At 59.5% G+C, this 22,995-nt stretch carries 7 protein-coding genes; 6 read left to right on the top strand and 1 reads right to left on the bottom strand.

What is annotated here, in order from left to right; genetic code table 11:
* Positions 1–150 precede the first annotated feature (150 nt).
* The 6 genes from EPE01S_RS02210 to ompC all read left to right on the top strand — a co-directional run bounded on the left by EPE01S_RS02210 (position 151) and on the right by ompC (position 22,681).
* Entirely contained in the window at positions 151–15,702 is a 15,552-nt protein-coding gene (locus tag EPE01S_RS02210) for an Ig-like domain-containing protein (protein WP_062742928.1), read from the top strand.
* A 312-nt stretch (positions 15,703–16,014) separates the two neighbouring features.
* Positions 16,015–16,215 (top strand): hypothetical protein, encoded by a 201-nt coding sequence (locus EPE01S_RS02205; RefSeq protein ID WP_062742927.1) that lies wholly within the window; start codon positions 16,015–16,017, stop codon positions 16,213–16,215.
* Between the two features lie 67 nt (positions 16,216–16,282).
* Complete coding sequence (locus EPE01S_RS02200; protein WP_084344125.1) at positions 16,283–17,632, top strand: TolC family outer membrane protein; 1,350 nt, start codon at positions 16,283–16,285, stop codon at positions 17,630–17,632.
* Between the two features lie 38 nt (positions 17,633–17,670).
* Positions 17,671–19,827 carry a type I secretion system permease/ATPase gene (locus tag EPE01S_RS02195; RefSeq protein WP_062742926.1) on the top strand — a complete coding sequence of 719 codons (2,157 nt, stop codon included), beginning with the start codon at positions 17,671–17,673 and terminating at the stop codon, positions 19,825–19,827.
* Positions 19,824–20,993: a beta-barrel domain-containing protein gene (locus tag EPE01S_RS02190; protein ID WP_062742925.1), complete on the top strand. Its 1,170-nt coding sequence runs from the start codon at positions 19,824–19,826 to the stop codon at positions 20,991–20,993. The genes EPE01S_RS02195 and EPE01S_RS02190 overlap by 4 nt, the downstream gene beginning before the upstream one ends.
* Before the next feature lie 581 nt (positions 20,994–21,574).
* Complete coding sequence (ompC, locus tag EPE01S_RS02185) at positions 21,575–22,681, top strand: porin OmpC (protein ID WP_062742924.1); 1,107 nt, start codon at positions 21,575–21,577, stop codon at positions 22,679–22,681.
* A 98-nt stretch (positions 22,682–22,779) separates the two neighbouring features.
* Here ompC and EPE01S_RS23570 read toward each other — a convergent pair whose 3' ends face one another.
* The gene (locus EPE01S_RS23570; RefSeq protein ID WP_167550575.1) at positions 22,780–22,929 is read right to left on the bottom strand and encodes a hypothetical protein; all 150 of its coding nucleotides are present in this window, start codon (positions 22,927–22,929) and stop codon (positions 22,780–22,782) included.
* Between the last annotated feature and the right edge of the window lie 66 nt (positions 22,930–22,995).

The following is a 22,995-nucleotide window of genomic DNA, read 5'->3' as shown; positions in this document are numbered from 1 at the left end:
AGAGGCCCTCTCTGACTGTACATCAGGTGAAAAGTAGCGTCGGTCACGGCGTGAACAAAATTTATTCGGCGCCAGGAAAAGTGAAATTTTTTTTCACTTTCATCGCGTTGAATTTTAATCCTGTTATCTGGTGTACATGAGGTTACTAAAATGGCACAGCTCAATGATGGCCGCGTAAGCATTCTCTCACGCGACGACGGAACACTCCTTTCCCAGGCCAGTGCGGGCTCGTCTAAATCCGTTCTTCTCAGCCAACCCAGCATCGTTAAAATTAATGGCACACGTGACATGGTGGCCGAATTCGAACGCCAGGGTAATGACCTCATTCTGCACATGAAAGATGGCACCACCGTGCGCTATCAGCAGTTCTTCTTCGATGATGTCGATGGTGATCACAGTGAGCTGGTTTTTGATGACGGGGTAAACCCGCCTGAACATGCGTTGTTCCCGCTCACCAGTGAGGCGGCCGACGCCCAGACTGCAATGGTTCTTACTCCTCAGTACGAATCACTGGGCAGCATTGAACCCCTGCTGCTGGCGGATACGGGTGCCGGTAACGGCGTCATCACCGCCGCCGGTCTCGGTGCGCTCGGGCTGGTGGGCTTAGGCGCGGCTGCATTAGGGGGTGGCGGAGGTGGTGGTGGCGGTGATGATGGTAACAATGGAGGCGTGACGCCTCCTCCGGCGACCACGCCGACCCTGACCATCGCGACCTTTGCCGGAAATAACGTATTAAGCGCCGGCGAAAAAGACAGCAACCAACTGTTGAGTGGTACCACGACCAACGTGCAGGCCGGGCAGATCGTGACCGTCGTGCTGAACGGCGTCACCTACACCGCCACCGTGCAGGCGAACGGCAGCTGGAGCGTGTCTGTGCCGTCCAGCGCTCTGCTGGCGCTGGCGAATGGCACCACCACTATCACGGCCAGCGTCGCCAACAGTGCCGGACAGACAGCCACGGACAGCCAGGCCATCACCGTTGAACCCACCCAGACCGCGAACGAGCCGCAGATTGTGATTGGCACCTTTGCCGGCGATAACGTTCTGAGCGCCGGCGAAAAAGACAGCAGCCAGCCGCTGAGCGGCACCACCACCAACGTGCAGACCGGGCAGATCGTGACTGTTGTGCTGAACGGCGTCACCTACACCGCCACCGTGCAGGCGAACGGCAGCTGGAGCGTGTCTGTGCCGTCCAGCGCCCTGCTGGCACTGGCGAACGGTGCTACGACCATTACCGCCAGCGTCGCCAACAGCGCCGGGCAGACCGCCACCGACAGCCAGACCATCACCGTTGAACCCACCCAGACTCCGAACGAGCCGCAGATCGCCATTAGCGCCTTTGCCGGCAATGACGTGCTCGATGGCGCGGAAAAACTGGTGACGCAGAGCGTGAGCGGTACCACCCTCAACGTTCAGCAGGGGCAGACGGTCACCGTCACCCTGAACGGGAAAACCTACACCACGGTCGTCGGCGCGGATGGCACATGGAGCGTACCGGTGCCTGCTGCCGATCTCGCAGCACTGGCCACCGGGAATGCCTCGCTTTCAGCCAGCGTCAGTAATACCAGCGGCGTCTCCACCAGCGCCAGCCATGATTTCAGCGTGCAGGCCAGTACCACACCTGCCGTCAGCATCATTTCACCGGTCAGTGGTGATGGCTATCTCAATGCTGGCGAAGCTCAGACCACGCTGACCCTGACCGGGACTGCCAGCGGCGTCGCCCCGGGAACCCTGATATCCGTCACGCTTGGCGGACAAAGCTACACCGCGACCACTCAGGCAAACGGCAGCTGGTCGGTGCAGGTTCCTTCTGCCGATCTGCTGCAGCTCCCTCAGGGATCGAATCTGATTGTCGCCACCCTGACCCTGCCAGATGGCAGCACGCTGACCAACAGCACCACCGTCACCGTTGACGTGATCACCACGCTGCCCAGCCCGGTCATTGATCTGCCATTTGGCGATGGCGTCTTAGGCGGTCAGGAAGCGGCCCAGCCGCAGACGATCACCGGGAATACCGGCGTCATCGGGGCGGGGCAGACCGTTTCTGTGGTGTTCAACGGCAACACGTACACCGGTACGGTCAGTAACAACGGCACCTGGAGCGTGACGCTGCCGGCGGGCGCCGTCGCTGGCCAGCTTGATGCCACGCTGCCAATGGTGGTGAACGTCACCGACCCGGCGGGGAATACCGGCAGCACAACCCTGCAGGTCAGGGTGGACAGCACGCCGCCGCTGGTAAGCAATATTCTCTTTGATACCACGCTGAATGCGGCCGACATCAGTCAGCCACTGACGGTGACGGGGATCAGTGCGGGGGGGCAGTCGGTGACGATTACCCTGGAGGGGAAAACCTATACCACTACGGTGAATCCCGACGGCAGCTGGATCGTCAATATTCCCGCCTCGGCATTACAGCAGTTGGGTGAGGGTGGGCATAACCTGGTGGTCACCTCCACCGATCAGTATGGCAACGTCTCGACCGGCATCGGCAATAATCTGAACGTGGATACGCAGCCTCCGGCCGTCACGCTGGACGCCGTTACCGGGGATAACTATGTCTCGGTCAATGAGTCAGGCACCCTGAGCGTCAGCGGGACAGCCGAATCGGGCAGCATTATCCGCGTCTTTATTGGCGATCGCGAACTGAGTCTGACGGCCACTGCCAATGGCAGTAACGCCTGGAGCATCGTGTTGTCAGATGCGGATAAAGCCGCACTGGCCGACGGCAGCTATCCCATCCGAGTAGTGGCGACAGATGCGGCAGGCAATGAGGGAACGGCATTTGGTAATGTCGTTCTGGCCGTTGAGCCTGGCAGCCAGCCTGCGATCAGCGTCAATCCGTTTGCGGGTGATAATATTCTGCAAGACGGGGAGCTGCTGGTCGCTCAGGAGCTGAGTGGTACGGTGCTGAACATTGCCCCGGGGCAGGTCGTCACTGTCGTCTTTAATGGTAAAACCTACGATAATATCGTGGTTCAGCCCGGTGGGATCTGGCATGTCAGCATTCCGGCCAGTGAGTTTACAAACCTGGTGAACGGGGCAACAATTCCTTACAGCGCTTCGGTGACGGATCCCCGCGGCGGCACCATCACTCAGCCAGGTAACGTCAGCGTGGTTCGCGATCCGCTGGTTCCGGCACTGGGTATTGCTCCGGTCAGCGATGATAACTGGATCAATGCGGCGGAAGCGAAACTGCCGGTCGCCCTCAGCGGCAGCAGCCAGAATCTGGCTGCGGGCACTGAGTTAACCGTCACCTTTAACAACAAAACCTACAGCGCCACGGTGGATGCCAACGGTAACTGGAGCACGACCATCCCGCCGGCCGATCTGCTGGGCGTGGCCAACGGCACCTATGCCATCGTGGTCACCGACCCGGGGAATACCAGCGTGACCGCCACGCTGAATATCGGTGTTCAGGCCAACTTCCCGGATAAAGTTACCGTGAATGCCGCCTTTGGTGGCGACAACGTGCTGAATCTGACCGAGTCGGATACGCCGCAAACCCTCAGCGGCAATACCGGACTGACGCTGCCGGATCAGGTGGTGACCGTCCAGCTTAATGGCAAAACCTATACGGCGACGGTGAATACCGCCACCGGGGCGTGGAGCGTCAGCCTGTCGCCAGAGGATCTGAGCAACCTGCCGCAGGGAGGCAATAATCTGGTGGTGGTGGTGCGCGATGCCGCCGGTAACCAGGTGACCCACACCGCCAGCGTCAGCGTGGACACCGAGAGTCCTGAGCTGTCCGTTGGCCAGGTGGCCGGTGATGGCATCGTCAGCCGCGCGGAGCAGGGCCAGCCGCTGCCTGTTACCGGTACGGCAGAGGCCAACAGCACCATTTCCGTGGTGCTGAACGGCGTGACTTACCAGACCACCGCAAACGGTAACGGCAGCTGGAGCCTGAATATTGCGCCTTCAGCACTGCAAACGCTGGCCGACGGCCAGTACGATATCCGCGTGACCGCCCGCGACAGCAGCGGCAACGAAACCACCACGCTGATACCGGTGACCATCGATACAGCCTCCCCGTCTGTGACGGTCGCACCGATATCTGGCGACGGTTATCTCAATGCGTTGGAACATGGCCAGGCACTGGCGATTGACGGCACCACCGAGCCGGGGGCGGGCGTGATCGTTCGCGTGAATAACGTCAACTACACCGCGACGGTGGATCCTCAGGGTAACTGGACGGTCACGCTGCCTGCCAATGTGGTCTCTGGCCTGGCGGACGGCACTTATACCGTCAGCGTGACGGCCACCGATACCATTGGTAACACCGGCAGCAGCAGCCAGCCGCTAACGGTGATTGCCGGCAGTGGTTCCCTGCCGCAGATCGCCGTCGGCGCGTTTGCCGGTGACGATATTCTCGACGGGGCGGAAAAGGGCCTGTCCCAGCTGATGACCGGGACGACCAGCAATGTGCAGGCCGGGCAGGTGGTCACCGTCACGCTGAACGGCAGTCAGTACACCGGTCTGGTTCAGGGCGATGGCAGCTGGAGCGTTCTGGTTCCGGCGGCGGCACTGGTTAACCTCGCCAACGGCACTGATAATTACACCGTCAGCGTCAACGATGTTGCCGGAAACCCGGCCAGCAGTAACGGCAGCTTTACCGTGGATAACAGCTTCAGCGCCATCGCCATTGGGGTGATCAGCGATGACAATACCCTGAACGCCTCAGAGGCGCTGTTGCCGCTGTCGATCCACGGCTTCAGCCGTTTTGTCACCTTTGGCAGTACGGTGACGGTCTCTTTCCGCGGCAAATCTTACGTGACCACCACCAACAGCGATGGCAGTTGGGCAGTGAATGTCCCGGCAGCCGATTTAGTGGGACTGCTGAACGGCAATCAGCCGGTGACGGCCAGTACTGTGGATGTCAATGGCAACACCATCACCGTGGTACAGGCGCTGAACAGCGAGGTCAACCCAGGCTTCCAGCCAGTGATCGATCCGCTGTTTGGTGATGATTCTCTCAACGCGATCGAAGCAAACAGCACACAGACCATCAGCGGTTCTTCGGGCGTTGACGGTGCAGGCCAGACGGTCAAAGTCGTGGTCGGTGGGATTACGTATACGGGCATCGTGGATGCGCAGGGTAACTGGAGCGTATCCCTGCCATCTTCTGCACTACAAAGCCTGCCTCAGGGGGACAACGACCTGTCGGTGACGCTGGGAGACAATGCGGGCAATAGCGTCAAAATCGATACCACGTTTGTGGTGGATACCGTTGCCCCTGAGGTGTCACTGGACGCCGTCGCCACGGATAACCGTATCAACCTGGCTGAACAGAATGAGGTACAGATTATCGGTGGCTCCGGTGACGTGGGCGACCGCATCACCGTGACGCTCAATGGTCAAACCTATCTAACCATGGTGGACGGTACGGGTAACTGGCAGATTGAACTGCCGGTCAGTGCGCTGAAAGCACTGCCTGCCGGCAGCAGCAATATTCAGGTTACCAGCACCGATAAGGCGGGTAACACCAGCACCGTCATCCGTACCCTCGAGGTGGACATAACGCCGCCGCCGGTCAGCGTTAACCCGGTATCGGGGGGGTATATCAATGCCGCCGAAGCGGGGCAGCCACTGACCATCACCGGTAGCGGTGAAGCGGGTGACCTGGTCCGGGTTGAGCTCGGCAATATCAGCGTCACCGTTGTGGTCGGCAGCAATGGCCAGTGGTCAGCGCTGATCCCGGGCACGGCGCTGTCCGGTGTGGCCGACGGCAGCTACAGCCTGACGGTCACCGCCACCGATCCGGCAGGGAACACCACCACCACCAGCACCCCGCTGGCGATAGATACCGGCGTACCGTCGATTTTCGTCAACAACGTCACGGCAAATAATGTGCTGGATGGGGCTGAACAGCAGGTCGATCAGCTGATCAGCGGCACGGCGTCCAACGTGGAGGCCGGACAGACGCTGACGCTGGTTCTGACCGGTAACGGGAGCAGCTTCAGCACCACCACGACCATCCAGTCTGGCGGTGCCTGGCAGACCAGCCTGCCTGCCAGCGTGCTGGAAGGGCTGGCGAACGGCACCTATACGCTGACCGCCACCGTGACGGATAAAGCGGGGAATACCGGGACGACGGACAAGGTGTTCAGCGTTAATGATGCGGAGGTGGCCATTGCGGTCAGTCCGATCAGTGAAGATGGCTACCTCAACTTTACCGAATCGCAGGCGGCAGGTGGGCTGGATGTTACGCTTACCACCTCGAACGTGCCGGCAGGTAGCCGGGTCACCTTTGAGCTGAACAACAATATCTATAATGGCGTGCAGCAGCCTGACGGTTCCTGGACTGTCAATATTCCGCGCAGCGATGTGATCCAACTGGTTAATGGCACGCTGACCGGCACCGCGACGGTGCTTGATGCCGATGATGCCGTCCTCGCCACCAGCGAGGCTCCGCTGATCGTTCGCGTCTCCGACCTGCCGCAGCCGATCCTGGATACACCGGTCTTTGGTGACGGCACGCTGGACAACGCAGAAGCGGCGGCTTCGCAGATCCTGCAAGGCGTCACCGGGGTGTCCGGTAACGGCCAGATTGTAGAAGTGAACATTGGCGGTACTATTTTTAATGCCACCGTTAACAGCTCCGGCGCGTGGAGCCTGACGTTAACCTCCGCCGATCTTCAGGCGCTGCCTCCGGGCACGCAACCCATCATCGTGACGGCGACGGACGCGGCGGGCAATAGCGCATCGACAGCGCCAGCCCCGGTGAATATCGCCACGGTTCTGCCTGAGCTGACGCTGGAAACCATCGCTGCGGACGGCATCATTAACGCCACCGAACAGACTCAGCCGCTGGATATCAACGGCACCACGACGGCGGGGAATACCGTGGTGGTCACGCTGGACGGTAAAACCTATAACGCTGTGGTTGACGCCAACGGCAACTGGACCGCCACCATCCCGGCAGGGGATCTGGCCCTGCTGGATGACGGAGGCTATGACGTCACCGTTACGGTTACCGACCCTGTGGGCAACAAAACGGTCGATACGGCGCTGGTTCAGGTTAACACTGCGGCACCGGCTTATACCCTGGATCCGCTTGCGGGTGACGGCATTATTGACAGCGCCGAAGTCGCGCAGCCGCTGAAAATCAGCGGGACAGGGACAGTGGGCGATACCGTCAGTGTGATCCTGGGCGGAGAGACGCTGACCACAACGGTAGGCAACGACGGCAAGTGGTCGGTCACCGCGCCAGTCAGCACCCTCAATAATCTCGATGAGGGAACCAATCCGGTCACCGTCGTGGTCACCAGCCCGGCAGGTAACAGCGTGACGCAAAACGCGACGGTTGAGCTGGATACCACGATCGTCAATCCACTGCTGGTGAACCCGGTGACGGGTGACGATGTGGTCAATGCGCTTGAAGCAGGCGCAGGGATCACCGTGACGGGCAGCGTACCTGAAGGAACCACGACGGTTGTGGTCACCTTTAACAATCAGTCTTACACCGCAACGGTCGGCAGCGATGGTCAGTGGAGTGCCGCTATTCCGGCGGGCGCGTTTACCGGCCTGGCTGATAACGGCTATACCCTGACGGTGGTGGCCACGCCTCAGGGGGGAGACAGTGTGACGGTCAACCGGCCTGTCGTGCTGGATACCACGCCGTCACAGCCAACCATTAACACCCCGTTTGGCGATGGTTACCTTAATCTGGCCGAAGCCAGTGCCGCCGGTGGACAGACTCTGAGCGGGACGACCGGGGCAACCGGAGCCGGGCAGATCGTCACCGTCACGGTTGGCGGGCAGGATTACGCTATCACCGCTGACAGCAACGGTAACTGGACGCTGCCGCTCAGCAGCGCGACGCTACTCAATCTGGGTCAGGGCGAACTGCAAATCGAGGTGAAGGTCACGGACGCCAGTGGCAATGTGGGTACGGTGACGTCCACGGCAGAAGTGGATCGCACCCCGCCAGCGCTGGAACTGAACCCGGTGGCCACCGACAACGTCATTAATGCAACAGAAATTCTGCAGACGGTCACGGTGAGTGGCAGCACCACGCCGGATCAGGCGGGTCAGCAGGTCAGTATTACCTTTAACGGCAATCAGCCTGCTTATCTGGCCACGGTGCAGGAAGACGGCACCTGGCGCTTTGACCTGCCGGGTAACGCCACGCAGAACCTGGCGGACGGCAGTTATGTCGTGACCGCCACGCTGACTGACAAGGCAGGAAACACGTCACAGCCGCTGACGGAAACCGTTGAGGTACGGGCCGCTGCTGGCGACCTGCCGACGATTACCATCGCTACCGTATCGGGTGATGATTATCTTAATGCCAGCGAACTGGGCCAGCCGCTCAATCTGAGTGGCACCACCACCAATGTCGCCAATGGCCAGGTTGTGACGATTACCCTAAACGGACAGACCTATGAGGCCGTGGTACAGAACGGGACGTGGAGTTACGCCGTACCGGCTCAGGCGGTGAGTGATATTGCCGATGGCGCGCAGCAGGTCAGCGTGACAGTGAAAGACCGCTATGACAACGTGGCCGACGACAGTCGTGATTTTACCGTTATTGCACGGGGTGCCGATCTGCCCACCATCACCATCAATCCGGTCACCAGTGATGACATGATTGATTACAACGAGTCGCGTAATCCAGACGGGGTGACGATCACCGGCAGCAGTCAGAATATCCCTGCCGGTGGGACGATTACCGTCACGGTTAATAATACGCCTTACACCGCCACCGTTGACGCGAATGGAAACTGGACGGCAACTATTCCACAGAGCGATGCGCAGGCATTGCCGCAGAACAACAATACCGTCACTGCGACCGGCAATGATGTGGCAGGAAACGTAGCGACAGCCAGTGATAACTTCACGGTTCACACGCAGCCACCGCTACTGGTCGTTGATGCCAATCTGGCGACGGACGGTATTCTCAGTCTGGCGGATGCCCTGACCGGCCTGCTGTTGGGGGGAACCACCGGGCCGAATCTTAACGTTGAGATCACTATTGGTAGCAAAGTCTACAGCGTGCTGGCCGATGGCCTGGGTAACTGGAGTACCACCATTCCCAGCGCCGATCTGCTGGCGCTGGCTAACGGTGAGCTGGATATCGGTGTCTCTGTTAAGGATGCCTACGGCAATACCACCAGCGAGGTTATTGAGGCGGCGGTCGATGTTCAGGCTACCGTACTGACGCTGGATACGCCGTTTGCTGACGGCCTGCTGAACGGCGCGGAAGCGACGGTGGCACAGGTGATTAGCGGGACGGTAGCGAACCTTCCGGCTGGCGCCAGCCTGGTGGTCAGCGTCGGTACGCTGACCAATATTCCGGCGGAGCTGGATGGTCAGGGGGGCTGGACGGTGACGCTCCCGGCGGGGGTGCTGGTGGGACAGGACAACGGTACCATCCAGGTCAGCGTCTCCACCGTGGATGCGGTGAACCCGGCCAGCGTCTCGGTCGATGCCGAGCTGGTGCTGACTACGACGCTCAATCCGGTCATTGACCAGCCGTTTGGCGATGGCCTGCTTAACGTGGCCGAAGCTGCGCTGACGCAGACACTGACCGGCACGACAGGCGTGACGGGCGCAGGACAGACGATTGTGCTGACCATTAACGGGACGCCTTATGACGCCACCGTCGATGCTAACGGGGTCTGGACGGCCACATTAACGCCGCAGCAGTTGCTTGACCTTGGCAACAGTGCCAACCACGAAATTGTGATTGTGGTCCGGGATGCGGCGGGTAACGAGGCAGATGCCTCACTGGAGTTTGGTGCAATTGTCACCGGCCTGCCGACGGTGACCCTCGGTGGATTGCCGCTGGCGGGTGACGGCATTCTGACGCTGAATGAAGTGGCTGGTGGCATTACGCTGGGGGGCAGTGTGACTTACAGCGGTGATGTGGCAGGTACCCGGGTGTTTGTTAACGTCAACGGCACACCGATTGAAGCCATCATTACCGGCAATACCTGGAGCCTGGCGTTGCCCGCAGGCACACTGACCACGCTGCCGGATGGAAACTGGCCGGTGTCCGTCACGGTGACCGATGGTGCCGGTAACGTCGGGGTGCCGGCAACGACCTCGCTCACGGTGGCGATTAACGATGTGCCGGCGCCTGTCATTAATACTCCGTTTATTGACGGCTTGCTGAGCCTTGCTGAGGCCACGGCGGGCCAGGTGCTGCGCGGGTCAACCGGTATTAGCGGTGCCGGGCAGAAAGTGACGGTCAGTATTGACGGCGGCACGCCGGTGAATGCGACGGTCAATGCAGACGGAAGCTGGTCACTGAATCTTGACCCGGCGACGCTGACCGGGCTGGCGAATACCACCCATACGATCAGCGTCGTTGCAACGGATAGCTACGGTAACAGTGTACCGGTCAGCGAGAACTTCGATGCCATACTGAACCTGCCGGATCCGACCATTGTGAACCCGTTTGGCCCGGGCCTCGGCATCAGCGAAGCGGCGGGAGCGGTGATCATCACCGGTACCACCGGTATTCCGGTCGTAGCCGGTCAGGATCAGACCGTCACGCTGAAGGTGGATATCAACGGGGTGGTCTATGACGGCGTGGTGGATGCCAGCGGAACATGGACGGTCACGCTGCCGCAGGGCGCGTTAAGTGGTCTGAGCAATGGGGCACACCAGATTACCGTGACGGTGATTGATGCCGCCGGCAACCCGGCGACGGAAACGCTGGACTTCAATGCCTACCTGACGCTGCCGCAGCCCACGCTGGCCGTGCCGTTTGACAATGGCTATCTCAATGAAGACACGCTGGCGGGAGCCGTGCTGACCGGTACAACGGGGGCGGTTGGCGCAGGACAGAGTGTCAGCGTCTCCTTTGGCGGTCTGGCGGGGCTGCCTGCCGTGGTGAATGACGACGGCACCTGGTCGCTAACGTTAACCGCCGGTGAGATGGGTGATATTCGTGGGCTGGGAGAAAGTCAGCAGAATGTGGTGATCACCGTCACCGACCCGGGGGGGAACACCAATACCCTGACGGAAGGCTTCATTATCGATACGCTGCCACCGGCGATCACTGCACTCTCCTTTGCCGGCGACAACATCCTGGATTACGTGGAAAGTCTGAATACGCAGACGCTGATCGGGACATCAGGTGTAAATGACGCGGGTGCCACGGTCACGCTGACCATCGGCACGCGCACCCTGACCGGCGTGGTGGGCGCGGATGGCAAGTGGACAATCAACGTGGGGGCTGAGGCGCTGACCGAGCTGATCGCCGTTAACGGAAACTACAGCGTGGCCATCACCGACGCGGCGGGTAACACCACCACCCTGAACGAAACGGTGACCTTGAATATCAATCCAACCCAGGATGCCTTTATCACCCTGGTGCCGGTTAACGGGGACAATATCGTCAATGCCCTCGACCCGGTCACCACCACGCTGTCCGGTGCACTGAATAACGTGCCTCTGACGGTGTCTGGTGTGATCACCATTACGGTGGGGGGCGTAGAGGTCGCCACCATCCCGGTTGATGCGCTGCGTGCGAACAATAACTTCAGCAGCGAGCCGCTGGCAAACGCGCTGCTTGGAACGGGTTCGCAAACCGTGGTCGTCACCTTTACCCCGGATGGTGGGGCCAGCGTTTCCGCCACCAGCACCCTGCTGATCGATGTCGTGTCGCCGACGGTAGCGATTACGCAGTTTGCCGGGGATAACACCCTGACCGCCGCAGAAGCGGCGGTGTCGCAGACCATCACCGGTACGGCATCGGATATCGGCAGCACGGTTTCCGTTACGCTGGGCAGCAAAACTTACACCGCTGTGGTGCAGGTGGGCGGCACCTGGACGGTGAACGTACCTTCGGCTGACCTGCAGGCGCTGAGCCAGGGGGGAGGCACCATTACGGCCAGCGTGAAAGACGCGGCAGGTAACACAGGCGAGGCAACACGGCTGGTCGTCATTGACACGGTCGCACCGCTGCTGGATGTGGATGCCCTGCTGGGCAATAACGTTCTCAACTCGGTACAGGCGGTACTAACGCAGACGCTGACCGGGAAGGTGGAGGGGGCCGACGGACAGACAATTTCTGTCTATCTGGGCAACAGCGGCACGCCGCTGGCGCAGGGAACCGTCCTGAACGGTGCCTTCAGCCTTGACCTGACGCCGACGGCACTGGCCGATCTGCTGCAGGGTGGTAACCTGCTGACGGTGAGAGTCCAGGACGAAAACGGTAACCAGACCAGCGCCTCGATCACCGTCAACAAGGTGTTCAACAGCCTGCTGGCTCTGAACGTGGATACGGTGTTTGGGGAAACCGGCCTGTCCGGTTATCTGGGTGCTGCCGAAGCGGGGCTCGACCAGCTGATCACCGGGACCGCCGTGTCGGCTATCGGCGGCTTAGTGTCACTGACGCTGGGTAACGGTGAGATCGTCACCGCCACGGTTGGCCAGGGCGGTCGCTGGACGCTGGTGGTACCGACCGATGCGCTGGCGGCATTAGGGGACGGGACGGTACCGCTGGACCTGGTACTGACGGATGTGGTGGGTAACGTGACCACAGCAACGGCGTCGGTCACCAACATCATCAATAACCTTCCGGTTGTCGGTACGCTGACCAATCTGTTCGGCACGGATAACCTGATTAACGTGCTGGAAGCTCAGGCCGGGCAGACCATCGGCGGGACGCTGAATGCAGTGGCAGGATCGACCGTTACCGTGACGCTGGGAGCGAAAGCCTACACCACAACCGTTCAGGCGGGGGGCGCATGGAGCGTGAATCTCTCGCCTCTCGATCTGCTGGCGCTGGGCACCGGTAATCTCTCGCTGGGGGTCAAAGTGGTGGATCCGGCGGGGAATACCGCCAGCAATGCTGTCACTGTCGGTGTGTTTAACAAGCAGCCTGAAATCACCCTGAACACCATCTTCGGTGATGGCGTGCTGAATCTTGCTGATATCACCAATTTTGCCAGCCAGCTGATTACCGGTACGGTGAAAAACGTCGCGGCAGGATCCCTCGTGACGGTGAATCTGGGCGGGCTGGTGGATGTTCAGGCCACGGTCGATGCCAGCGGTAAGTTCAGTACCAGCCTGTCGCTGGGACAGCTGCAGCTGCTGACAGGCAATGCGCTGACCGTTTCTGCACAGGTGACGGATATTGCCGGCAACACGGCGACAGCCACAGGCGGGTTGCAGTTAAGCCTGACGCCGCCATCGCTGACCATTAACCAGACGCAGCTGTTTGGTGATGGACTGCTGAATGCGGCCGATGCGCTGACCACTCAGCTGATCAGCGGGGTGACGAGCGGAGGGGCCCGCGTGGTGGTCACGGTGGGGAACAGTACCACACCGCTGGTCGCGGCCACGGCGGACGCGAACGGCGTCTTCAGCCTGGGGCTGACGCCGTCCATGCTGGCCAGCCTGGGGGACGGTAGTCTGGCACTGAAGGTCACCGTCACTGATACGGCGGGGAATACCACCACCAGCAATCCACTGAGTGCCATTGTCGGCATCCACTCGCTGCCATCAGTGACGATCAATCCGCTGTTTGGTGACGGTATTTTGAGTGTTTCAGAAGCGCTCTCCTCACTGGGGCAACTGCTCAGTGGTCGCGTGAATAACGTGGCGGCGGGTACGCGGGTCGATATCAAGCTTGGCGCACTCTCGCTGGAAGCGGTAACTGATGCCAGCGGTAACTTCAGCGTACCGCTCAGTTCCCTGCAACTGCTGTCACTGGCAACGGGTAACCTGACGGTATCTGCCACGGTCACTGATGTGGTCGGTAATACGGCGAACAGCAGCCTGGGGGTGACCATTGGGGTGACCACGCAGCCAACGCTCACCGTGAACACGCTGTTCGGTGACGGCATACTGAGCGCATCTGAGCTGGCGGTAGCGCAGACCATCAGCGGGACCACCACCAATGCCGTGGCGGGGTCGACGGTCACCTTCAGCATCAACGGTAAATCCTACAGCACCACCGTCGGCAGCAGTGGCAGCTGGAGCGTCAGCGTTCCGAAAGCCGATCTCAGTGCGTTGCCAAACGGTCCGCTGACTGTGAATGCCACGCTGGCGGATCCGTACGGCAACACCGCCACGGGCAGCAGCACCGCGTCGGTCATTGCGCAGACACCGCCATCGATCAGTATCGGTACCCTGTTTGGTGATGGTGGTCTGAATGCGGTAGAAGCCCTGACCGCCCAGACCATTTCCGGCACGGCCACCAATGCGGAAGGGTCGACCATCTCGGTGCACGTGGGGGCAGCCACCTTAACGGCTATCGTGGCGGCCAACGGTACCTGGAGCGTATCGGTACCGTCTTCGGCTCTGCTGGCGCTGGCAGATGCCACGCAGTCCATCACGGCGGAACTGACTAACGGCGCGGGCAAGTCGGCCAGCGGATCGGCATCGGTGATTGTTGGCACGCACAGTACGCCTACCGTCACTCTGGGCAGCACCGCTGGCTTCAGCGATGGCTACCTCAACCTGGCGGAATCGGGTACGGCGCAGACCCTTACCGGTACCGCCACCAATGCCGCTGGCGGTACGGTCAGGGTGGTGATTGAAGGCAATGTCTACAGCGCCACCGTCGCCAGCAACGGGAGCTGGAGTGTGACGGTACCGCCTGCCGGGCTGTCCGGCCTGAGCGACGGCGTTCATTCGGCGGCCATTTCGGTTACCGACCGGGCGGGTAACGTTGCCAATACCAGCGCCAGCTTTACCAGCGTCACGCAGAACCTGCCGGTTATCGGGGTCGACCCGGTTGCCAGCCTGTTGAGTGTGTTGCTGACCGGCCTGACGATTTCTGGCGGTACCCTGCGGCTGGCCACCGGAACAACGGTGAATATCACGCTGTCTCAGAGCGGGCAGTCGCAGTCGATGACGGCGACGGTGGGCGCTAACGGTCGCTACAGTGCCAAGTTCGTCGGTGGGCTGCTGAGTTCGCTGAACCTGAGTTCGGTGGTCACCGTCACGGCGGTGGACACCGCAGGTAACCCGGCCTCGACGGTGACCACGCTGCTGCTGGGCTCCCTGATCCCGCTGGCCAGCACCTCGTCAGTCATGATGGCCGCGGCATCTGACGATTCCCTGGCCGTGGTGTCAAACCATACGTCTTCAACAACGACAGAGGAGAGCAGTACGGCCACGACCGTGCATACGGCGGCGAAAGTGGCGTCAACGCTGGTAACTGACAGTGATACCAGCAGTACCGACAGTGCCACTACCAGCGCAGTCGCCAGTACGGCGGCGGTGGCGGACACGGCGGCGCTGGATGACGGCAGCTACACCATCGGCGGGGTGACCATTCTGCTGGCCGACGGTCAGACAGTGCACGGTGAAGCCGTCACCGGTAGTGAAGGCAGCGACACGATCAGTGCGACCACGCTGGACTTCACGCATATCGACGGCGGGGCCGGTATCGATACGCTGGTATTGAACGGCGAGCATATGTCGCTGGATCTCACCGCGCTCGGACTGAAAATCGAGAACGTGGAGATTATTGACCTGGGCCTCTCGGGCAGTAACAGCATCAAGCTGGATCTGAACGAAGCGCTGAACATCACCGATAAACCGACCGATGATCTGTTCATCAAAGGGACACTGGGTGATCAGGTGACGCTGGCCAATACCGAGGGCGGCGTCTGGGCCACCACCGGACAACGCACGGTCGAAGGGCAGACCTTTGACGTTTACCACAACTCGGCGCTGTCATCGGACAACACCCTTGGTGATGTTCTGATCCAGCAGAATCTGCAGGTCCATGTCGTATAAAGAAAAAATAACGCCCGGGCGGGTCGCATTCCCGCTCAGGGTGTCTAAAGTTAAGAAGAAGTGATAGATTGTTAACGAGACAATCCAGCAGCGGCTTCGGCCGCTGTTGTTCGTTGTGTGATTGAAAAAATAAAAGAAAAGCAGTTTTCCATCCTTTTTCCTTGTTATGGATTACGTTGTGATCCGTTGTTCACCGGGTAAAGCTCGGCGCTATTTTTGTGGCGCTGGCTAATGTTTTGCGTGGAAAAATAGCCCTCAGCGGTTATTCCCCGCAGACGTTGACTGATTGACCGGTGCACAAGGGGATACACCATGACTCAGCGTTATCTGGCCTGTTATTGCGGCCTGAACACCATCGTTGCTGGCGTCTGCCGGCAGCGCTACCGCAGCGCATCTGCGCGTGACGGTGCCTTATCCTTCAGAAAATTTCCGCGTCTCCACCTCCTGGCCCCTGAAAAAAGTCCGCATCGGGACATGCTTGCCCGGCTTCATCTATTGAAACAAAACGCGTAATGGTGGGGCAGAAGCGTCGGATGATTTCCGGCTCTGGCCCGGAATGTCAGGATCACAGGTGTCCAAAATGAAAAATAGGGTGATATTACTTTGCGTTACAACCTGCCTGTTCACCTCCGCCTTGCAGGCGGCGAAACAGGAGCCGGTGGCCGAATTTAACTGGCGCGCGGCACCCACGGAAGAACAGATTGGCAGTCTGACGCTGCGGGATGCCATCCTGCGCGCCTTTGCCCGCAATCCCAAAATTTCTGAAGCCGCGGCCCAGATCCGCGTGGGGGAAGCCGATCTGGATGCCGCAAAAAGTGCGTGGTACCCACAGGTGTCACTGGTGGCGAGTGGCGGGCGTTCTCAGCAGACCGACTCTGCGGGCAGCCTGAATAACAGCGGCTCCGGCGGGATCACCCTCAGCCAGCTGCTGTACGACTTCGGGCGCACCGGGGGGGCTATCGACGAGCAGCATAAACTGTCCGATGCCTATCGCTACGCGCTGTATGACACCATGACCGTTGTGGCACAGGATACGCTACAGGCCTATCTGTCCGTAAAACGCTATCAGGCGCTGGTGGACGCCGCCCGGCTGAACATTGCCTCATTACAGCGGGTCAGGGACATGGCCAGACTGCGGGCCGATGCCGGATTAAGCTCACAGTCTGACGTGTTGCAGGCGCAGACCCGAATCGCCGGCATGAATGCCAGCATGGAGCAGTATCGTGCGCAGGCGCGGTCGGCCCGGGCGCAGTTGACGGTGCTGACGGGGGTGGTGTCCGAAAATCTGCCGGAACTGCCGCAGGCGTTGCTTAACCAGCAGGTCACGCTGGATAAAATTGCGTATGAAAAAAGCGCCGCCGTTCGCAGTGCGCAGGCCAGACAGGAGGCCGCGCTGGAGCGGGTACGCCAGGCCCAGTCGAATCACTGGCCGACCATAAAAGTGCAGGCGGGGCGCACCCGCTATGAGAACGAAAGCCGTTCCTACTGGGACGACGAACTGCAATTACAGGTAGAAGCACCGCTCTATCAGGGCGGGCTGGTCAATGCCAGAACCCGGGCCGCCGAGGGCGACCGCGCCGCCGCAGAAGCCGCCATTCAGCAGTCAAAACTGCAAATTAACCAGAATGCCTCCACCGCCTATGCCGACATGATCGGGGCGCAGCAGCGTAAAGAGGCGGGGGAGGAGCAGCTACGCAGTGCCGACCATACGCGGGATGTGTACGCCGATGAATACAAACTGAATAAGCGCAGCCTTAATGACCTGCTGAGTGTTGAGCAGGACGTCTTTCAGGCTGACAGCAGCCGCCTGACGGCGCTGTACGACGGCTGGGATGCCACGGTTCGCTACGCCGCAGCCGTGGATAATCTGCTGGATATTTTAGGCGTGGACCGGGAAGCAAACAGCGGACAGACGCTGCCCTCCCTGTGATGACGCTGTGCGAATGACAACCCGATAAGGCTGTTTTTATGACGAACAAAACCGCAACGACGGAAAACTGGATCGATGCCATGCTGCGCGTGGCGGCCCGCTTCGGTAAACCGGCGGATGGTAAAACCCTGCGCCAGCAGATGCGCTGGTTCGAACATCTGACGCCGCCGCAGCAGCTGGAGCGTCTGGCAGGGCTGCTCGGTCTGCACCTCACCATGTCCCCGCGTGACAAAATACGCTGGCGGCAGGAGGTAACGCCAGTGGTGCTGATTATGGACAGCGGTAGCGTGGTGGTGATTGAAGCCATCGACGGGGAGGGGAATGCCCGCTACTGGCTCAGCGACGGCGGTGATGTGGTGCGTGAAAGCGAACTGGCGTCGCTGCTGGAGCAGAGCCAGCCGGAGGTCGGCATCATCGGGGTTGCTGCTCGCGGTCGAGATGCGCGCATCGATGAGTTTGTTCAGCCCTATAAGAAACACTGGTTCTGGCAAAACTTTAAAGGCATGGGGCACAAGATTGGTGAAATCTCGCTGGCGTCGATTGTCGGTAACGTGCTGGCGCTGGCGGGCATCCTGTTCTCGATGCAGATTTATGACCGGGTGATCCCGGCGCAGTCAGAGGCCACACTTTGGGTGCTGTTCGGCGGCGTGCTGATCGCCGCGGTGGTGGAATACCTGATCCGCCTGATGCGTACCCAGGTCTCGGATATGATGGGAAAACGCATCGACCTGAAAGTCTCCTCCATGCTGTTTGCGCGGGCGATGAATATCCGCAACGAGGCGCGACCGAAATCAACCGGTTCGTTTATATCCCAGCTGCGTGAAATCGATCAGGTGCGTGAGCTGCTGACCTCCACCACCGTCGGGGCAGCGGCCGATATGCCGTTTGTTATCCTGTTCCTGTTTATTATGGCGTTTATTGGCGGGCCGCTGGTGATCGTGCCGCTGCTGGCGATCCCGCTGATCGTGATCCCCGGCCTGCTGATCCAGATCCCGATGGCGAAGCTCGCGAAAGAGGGGCTGCGCGAAGGGGCGCTGCGTAACGCTATTCTGGTGGAAACCATTGAAGGTATTGAAGATATCAAATCTCTGCAGGCCGAACCCTATTTTCAGCGCCAGTGGGAACAGACCCATGAAGTGAGTGCGGCGATTGGGATGAAGCAGCGCCTGTGGGGCGCGCGTCTGACCGGCTGGGCCTCCAGCGTTCAGCAACTGACCTATGCCAGTATGCTGGTCTTCGGGGTCTATCTGGTGCTTGACGGGCAGATCACCACCGGGACGCTGGTGGCCAGCAGTATGCTCTCTTCGCGCACCATTGCCCCGCTGATGCAGCTGACCATGGTCTTCTCACGCTGGCAGCACGCCAAAAGCGCGATGACCGGGCTGGATGAACTGCTGAAGAAACCACTCGACCAGCCGGAAGAGGGCGAAATGGCCCACTGCCCGACGCTGACCGGGCACTATGACCTGCGTGGCGTGCAGTACAGCTACGATGAGGAAAATGTCAAAAACGTTATTGCTATCAACCAGCTGCAAATTAAACCCGGTGAGCGTATCGCGATACTGGGCCGGGTCGGGGCCGGGAAATCCACGCTGCTGAAACTGCTGGCCGGACAGGCGCTGGCCTCTCAGGGAAAAGTGATTGTCGACGGCGTCGACCTGCGGCGCATTGACCCGGTGGATCTGCGGCGTCAGCTTGGCTGGCTGTCGCAGGACTCCCGTCTGTTCTTTGGCACGCTGCGTCAGAACCTGATGCTGGGGAATCCCCATGCCAGCGAGCAGGATATGCTGAATGCGCTGCGTATCAGCGGGGCGCTGGGCCTGGTTCAGCAGGATGCCGCCAGCCTTGACCGCATCATTAATGAGGGCGGGCGCGGTCTGTCCGGCGGGCAGCGGCAGATGGTGATGCTCAGCCGTATGATCCTGCGCCAGCCGCAGGTGGTGCTGATGGATGAACCGACCGCGTCGATGGATGAGCAGCTGGAGGAGCACGTCATCCGCCAGATGCAGGGCTGGCTGAGTGGCCGTACCCTGGTGCTGGTCACGCACCGCCCGGCGCTGCTGAAAATGGTCGACCGCATTATCGTTATGGATAACGGGCGGGTGATCGCTGATGGCCCGAAAGATGACATTCTGAAACGGGCTGCCTCCCAGACCGCCCAGGCGGCGGCCAGTGCGAAAGGAGATGCAGCATGAGCCTTGTACTGATGGATCGCAGCATGAAACAGAATGAGCGGCGCACCTCTGCCATCATCTGGGTTTGTACTGCGGCGCTGGTGCTGTTCTGCATCTGGGCACATTTCGCCATCCTGGATGAGGTGACCGTCGGAACGGGCAAAGTCACGCCGCTCAGCCGTGCGCAGGTGATAGAGAGCCTGGACGGCGGCATCGTCGATGAACTCAACGTGCATGAAGGTAATATTGTGGAAAAGGGTCAGATACTGGCCAAACTTGATCCGACCCGCTTCCAGTCAAACTTTGGTGAAGCGGCGGCACGGGCACGCACGCTGCGGGCATCGGCGGAGCGACTGCGGGCCGAACTGACCGGCGCGCCGTTAAAATTCAGTGCGGAAACCCTGAAAGAACCTGATCTGGTGGCACGTGAAACGCAGCTGTTCCAGTCCCGCCGGCGTAACCTGCAGGAGACGGTCAGTAACCTGGAGCAGTCGAAGAAACTGGTACAGGATGAGCTGCGGATGACGCAGCCGCTGGTGGCTAAAGGGGCGGCAGGGGAGGTGGAAGTGATCCGCCTGCGCCGTCAGGTGGCCGAGCTGCAGGGGAAAATTGATGAAGCGCGCAACGACTATGCCGTGCGGGCGCGCGAAGAGCAGGTCAAAAACAATGCGGATCTGGACGCGCAGCTTCAGGTGATGACCGGGAAAGAGGATCAGCTGACCCGCGCCACGATTTATTCGCCGGTGCGCGGGATTGTGAAGGATATCCAGGTAACGACCGTCGGCGGCGTGCTGCAACCGGGGGGCAAGCTGATGGAGATTGTCCCTCTTGAGGATCAGCTGCTGATTGAAACGCGCATTAACCCGCGTGATATTGCCTATATCCGTCCGGGGCTGGCGGCCACGGTTAAAGTCACCGCTTATGACTCGTCGATTTATGGCGATCTGCGGGGAGAGGTGGAAACCGTCTCCCCCGATACCCTGCAGGATGAGGTTAAACGGGACCAGTACTATTACCGGGTCTACGTGCGCACCGACAGGGCGGAGCTGACCAATAAGGCCGGGCGCAAATTTCCCATCGTGCCGGGCATGGTGGCCAACGTGGAAATCAAAACCGGTCAGAAATCCGTGATGGACTACCTGATCAAACCGCTGAATAAGGTTAAAGAGTCGATGCGCGAGCGGTAATCCCCTTGCCGGAGAGGGCGTGAAGTCGCACCGTGCTGCGGGGCCGTATCCCCGCAGAGCAGGTTAAAAGGGGCGCAATCACGCGGATAATATTCCAGTCTCACAGAGGTCTATTCTGCCGGGCCCGCGCAGGCGGGTGCACCTGAAATTGTCAGAAAAAAAGCAAAAAAATGCCAGGCACAAGGCCTGGCAACAATAATATTAGATGGTACAGCTCATTCGGGGTGAATGAAGATAATAATTCAATAAATGATGATAGCGGGATAATAATAGCCGTTCGTCACGGGAAGTTTTTATCATTCAGTGCCTAATATTACAGATTGCTGTAATGCGATGAATAACAAGAATTATCTTATTTCTTGTCTTTAGGTGCGCTATTTATTATCTGTTTGTGCTGTTGAAAAGTTCCCCGATATTTACATTTAGAGATATGTTTGAATCTCAATGAAACATTTTCGGAAGTTTAGTATCATTTTCTTGATAGATATTTACCCTACCCGCCTTAAGATGACACGAAGTGCTTAAAATGATTGATCGGCACGCAGTGGCAAAATAAATCTTATAATCGAGAGGGTATTAAAATGAAACTTCGCGTTCTTTCCCTGATGGTTCCAGCACTGCTGGTTGCCGGTACAGCAGGTGCAGCAGAAATCTACAACAAAGACGGTAACAAGCTGGATCTTTTCGGTAAAGTTGACGGTCTGCACTACTTCTCTGACGACGCCGGTTCAGATGGCGACCAGTCTTATGTGCGCTTTGGCTTCAAAGGCGAAACCCAGATTTCCGATCAGCTGACCGGTTACGGTCAGTGGGAATATCAGGCCGCGCTGAACAACGCCGAAAGCCAGGGAACCGCTGATAGCTATACCCGCGTGGGTTTCGCCGGTCTGAAATTCGGTGATGCCGGCTCTCTCGATTACGGTCGTAACTACGGCGTGCTGTATGACATCGGCGCATGGACCGACGTCCTGCCTGAGTTCGGTGGGGATACCTACGGTGCGGATAACTTTATGTTCCAGCGTGCCACGGGCGTCGCGACCTACCGTAACAATAACTTCTTTGGCCTGGTGGACGGTCTTAACTTCGCCATCCAGTATCAGGGTAAAAATGACAGCAATGCTGAAGTGGCGGGTAACCGCAGCGCGACTGCCCAGAACGGCGACGGCTATGGTCTTTCTGCGACCTATGAGTTCGCTCCTGGTTTGAGCGCCGGTGCTGCCATGTTCTCTTCCGACCGGACCGATACCCAGAACAGCAACGCGCTACTGGGTAACGGAGATAAAGCCGAGGCTTACTCCGGTGGTCTGAAATATGACGCCAATAACGTCTACCTGGCCGCGATGTACACCCGTTCGTATAACGCCACTCGCTTCGGCAGCACTGACAACCGTGCGGCTTACGGTTTTGCGGATAAAGCCGATAACTGGGAGCTGGTGGCCCAGTACCAGTTCGACTTCGGCCTGCGTCCGTCTCTGGCTTACGTGACCTCGCGCGCGACCGACATTCAGAACTGGGGCACCCAGAATCTGAAACAGTACATCGACGTGGGCGCGACTTACTTCTTTAACAAGAACATGTCGACCTATGTTGATTACCAGATCAACCTGCTGGACGACAACAACTTCACTCAGGCCGCCGGTATCAACACCGACAACGTGGTGGGGTTAGGCCTCGTTTACCAGTTCTGATCCCGCACGGGTTAACACCCGGAACCGATCGCTAAAGCCGGTCAGTTCTGCGGCAGGGGCCGATCGTCTTAGGCGATCGGCCCTTTTTATTGGCCAGTTTACAGTCTCACGTCCGGCTTCTTTCCGCCCGTCTCTTCATTAGTCTGCAGATAACGGCCTTCCAGCCCGATCCCACCCAGCGTAAACAGTGAAAAGCGCAGCAGGCGTTGCCTGGCCTGGTTCTCTTTGACCGCGTGTTTTTGACGCATTTATTATCCCCCACAGTGAACGTCCTCTTCACGCTGCAGAAAACGTGCCAGTTCACTTCAACGCTG

The sequence above is a fragment of the Erwinia persicina NBRC 102418 genome, from assembly GCF_001571305.1.
Classification (GTDB): Bacteria; Pseudomonadota; Gammaproteobacteria; order Enterobacterales; family Enterobacteriaceae; genus Erwinia; species Erwinia persicina.
Note: the sequence above shows the minus strand (reverse complement) of the source record. Positions and strands in the feature narration are given on the sequence as shown.

Bases quoted from the DNA above. Each gene is read 5' to 3' on its own strand.
- EPE01S_RS02210 (WP_062742928.1), top strand. From the start codon at position 151: ATGGCACAGCTCAATGATGGCCGCGTAAGCATTCTCTCACGCGACGAC.
- EPE01S_RS02205 (WP_062742927.1), top strand. From the start codon at position 16,015: ATGACTCAGCGTTATCTGGCCTGTTATTGCGGCCTGAACACCATCGTT.
- EPE01S_RS02200 (WP_084344125.1), top strand. From the start codon at position 16,283: ATGAAAAATAGGGTGATATTACTTTGCGTTACAACCTGCCTGTTCACC.
- EPE01S_RS02195 (WP_062742926.1), top strand. From the start codon at position 17,671: ATGACGAACAAAACCGCAACGACGGAAAACTGGATCGATGCCATGCTG.
- EPE01S_RS02190 (WP_062742925.1), top strand. From the start codon at position 19,824: ATGAGCCTTGTACTGATGGATCGCAGCATGAAACAGAATGAGCGGCGC.
- ompC (WP_062742924.1), top strand. From the start codon at position 21,575: ATGAAACTTCGCGTTCTTTCCCTGATGGTTCCAGCACTGCTGGTTGCC.
- EPE01S_RS23570 (WP_167550575.1), bottom strand. From the start codon at position 22,929: ATGCGTCAAAAACACGCGGTCAAAGAGAACCAGGCCAGGCAACGCCTG.